This window comes from Acidilobus sp., assembly GCF_049973875.1.
Classification (GTDB): Archaea; Thermoproteota; Thermoprotei_A; order Sulfolobales; family Acidilobaceae; genus Acidilobus.
The window spans coordinates 1-2,725 of record NZ_JBMFJI010000060.1 but is presented as its reverse complement, the minus strand read 5'-3'; the positions used below and the strand labels follow the sequence as shown (position 1 = coordinate 2,725).

2 protein-coding genes and 1 pseudogene are annotated in these 2,725 nt (G+C 54.0%); all 3 read left to right on the top strand.

Annotation, left to right across the window (positions count from 1 at the left end; all coding sequences use genetic code 11):
* Positions 1-1,263 (top strand): glucose ABC transporter substrate-binding protein GlcS (glcS, locus tag ACP5H1_RS08255; protein WP_427973991.1); only part of this gene is annotated, 1,263 nt, incomplete at its 5' end.
* 194 nt (positions 1,264-1,457) lie between these two features.
* On the top strand, positions 1,458-2,294 hold the full coding sequence (gene glcT / locus ACP5H1_RS08250) for a glucose ABC transporter permease GlcT (protein ID WP_427973988.1): 837 nt from the start codon (positions 1,458-1,460) through the stop codon (positions 2,292-2,294).
* A 4-nt stretch (positions 2,295-2,298) separates the two neighbouring features.
* Positions 2,299-2,725 (top strand): annotated as a pseudogene (locus tag ACP5H1_RS08245) (glucose ABC transporter permease GlcU); the annotation flags it as partial.

Here is a 2,725-nt window from a genome sequence, read left to right as displayed (position 1 = left end):
ATGGGCATGATAGTAGCCGGCAGGCCCCCGGACCTCTTCCAGAGCCTGCTGGGGGCCAACATGCTCAGCTACGCCGAGGCCGCGCCGCAGGGGGTCAGGACCTTCCTCAACCTGACCCCGGCGCTGAAGTCCATGGGCTTCCTGAACCCCTCCGTGGTCTCCCTGCCCATAATTGAGGCAGCGGCCTACAACGGCACCATACTTAACGCCCCGGTGAGCGTGCACAGCGGCTTCGTGCTCTACATCAACATAAAGGTGCTGAGGGAGTACAACCTGCCGCTGCCGACGAACCTGAGCACCCTCACCTACGACACGGTCCAGCTGGCAGAGCACGGCGTCACGCCGTGGATGGTGCCCGGGGCGGACGGCGGCTGGGACCAGCTTAACCTCTGGGAGGACATATTCCTGTCGCTCGCCATACAGAAGTATGGCCTTGCTGGCGGCGCTAGGCTCTACAACGAGTTTGTCTACGGAACTATAGACCTCTCCAACGCTTCGGTGCAGCAGCTCATTAATGAGACCGACTCGCTCTTCGTGAACTTCACCTCCTATGACTACCCCGGCTGGCAGAGCCTGACGTGGACCCAGGGCCTCAGCGACCTGATAGAGGGCAAGGCCGTGTTCCAGGCCAACGGAGACTGGCTAACCAACTACGCCTATGACTACTACAACGTTACCACCTACCCTGCTATCGAGCCATACATAAGCTGGCCTAACGTGACTGTCGTGGTTGAGCCGTTCCCAGGCACGAACGGCACCTATGCACTGGTCATAGACTCCGTGGGCGTGCCCAAGCCCTATCCGACCACCTCTGCAGGAGTGAGGCTAGCAACCTTCTGGGCCTCATATGCAGGTCAGGAGGCCTGGACTAAGTGGAAGGCCACCACCTACTGGAAGAACGCCACTGACTACTTCAACACGCCAGAGCAGTGGTGGAGCCACGAACAGCTGGTCAGCACTCCGCCGGACCAGTTCGTCTACCAGCTGTCCGACGGCGGGCTCTTCGACGACGTCTTCGGGAGCTGGATCTCACAGGTGCTAGCGCTCCAGGAGAGCGGCTCGGCCTACATACCGGCATACAACGCGCAGCTGGCATCACTTGTTCACAGCGAGTGCAAGGACTGGCTGGCCGCCGGTAAGATAGGCCTTGGATACCTGGGCATAGCCGGTCAGCCGTTCGCCGGCTACGTGCCCCCGTGGGTAATAGTGCCAGGGTACTACTTCAACTCCAGCTACACGTGCCCAACATACACCCTGCCATAATCTGCTTATAATCAATAAACCGGTTTTTGTTTTAAATTTCACGCCTTTTTCTTTAAATGTATATAAGTTACTGTGGCTAGAAATGTATACGAAAAGAGGTGAATAAATTTATGAACAACAAGGAAACTAACGCGGATAATGTTAAGACGGCCAGGCGCCCGAGACTAAGATCTAGTTCCATACAGCTGGCTTTGATGGCGCTTCCCACGCTATTCTTCGGCGCCCTGCTTATATACATAGTGATCTGGAACTTCGTTCTGTCACTGCAAAATTGGTCATTGCTCAACAGCAAACACACCTTCGTTGGCTTCGCCACCTATGAAGCTATATTTAAGAGCCTTTTCTTCAGAGTAGCTATTTATCACTCAGCTATCTTCTCCCTAGGGCTCGTCGCTATAGGCGACTTGGCTGGCCTGCTCCTGGCCGGCCTCCTCTACTTCTTACCTAACACGCAGCGCAGCTTATACCTCTCCATATTCCTGTACCCGCTGGCCATATCGATGGCCACTAATGGCCTTATATGGGACTGGCTTTTCAACCCTGAGCTTGGTTTTGGGTGGATAACCTCCCACCTGGGTTTACCTCCAGTTAACCCGCTGGCAACCGCCACTTCAACAACCCTATCTATGTTTCTGGTAGAGTTCTGGGCCTACACAGGGCTCGCGGTGCTATTCTACTTAGCGTCATTTATGAGCATAGACAAGTCTATAGTGGAGGCCGCAAGGATAGACGGCGCAGGAGGCTTCAAGATACTCTTCAGGGTCCTTCTTCCAAATTCAATGAATGGCTTCATAGTCGCCACCGCGCTGCTGTTCCTGTTCTCATTCAGGATGTTTAGCCTGCCCTTCGTGATAGGGGGTGGCCCGACTAACCTGGACCTCATGACTCTTGTAGAATACGTTTACTACGAGTTCTACACGGAGTTCTTCAGCCAGTCGGCCGCGGCCTCAACGCTCATAACGCTGATAGCCGCCGCAGTTGTAATACCATATGCGCTTTTTGGTATAAAGAAATGGGTTATGAGGGGGTGAAAGCATGGCATCCTATAGGACTAGGCTGCTCAAGTATGCACTGCTTCAGCTGGCGGGAGGCCTTGTAGTGATATTTTGGCTCATCCCCCTCTATGCAATGCTTATAGACGGCTTTAAGACGAACTTCGAGGCTACTGTTACCTCTGTGTTCCAGCCGCCAACGCACTTCACGCTTTCAGCCTATATGGCTGTCTGGGACAGCATGAAAAGGCCTCTCATCAATAGCATCATAGTTGTTATCCCCGTTACTGTGCTCTCAGGCATACTTGGTGAGATGGGGGCGTACTTCTTCTACTCACTTGGCGAGAGACATCCAATAGTTAGCAACACAGGGTTCTCAATAATTTCACTTGCCACATTTATACCGGTAGAGTCTACGCTGCTTCCACTCCTCCTGCTCGAGGCCCACGGCAGCATGCTGAACACCTACT

Coding starts and splice junctions, on each gene's coding strand:
- glcT (WP_427973988.1), top strand. CDS start 1,458: ATGGCGCTTCCCACGCTATTCTTCGGCGCCCTGCTTATATACATAGTG.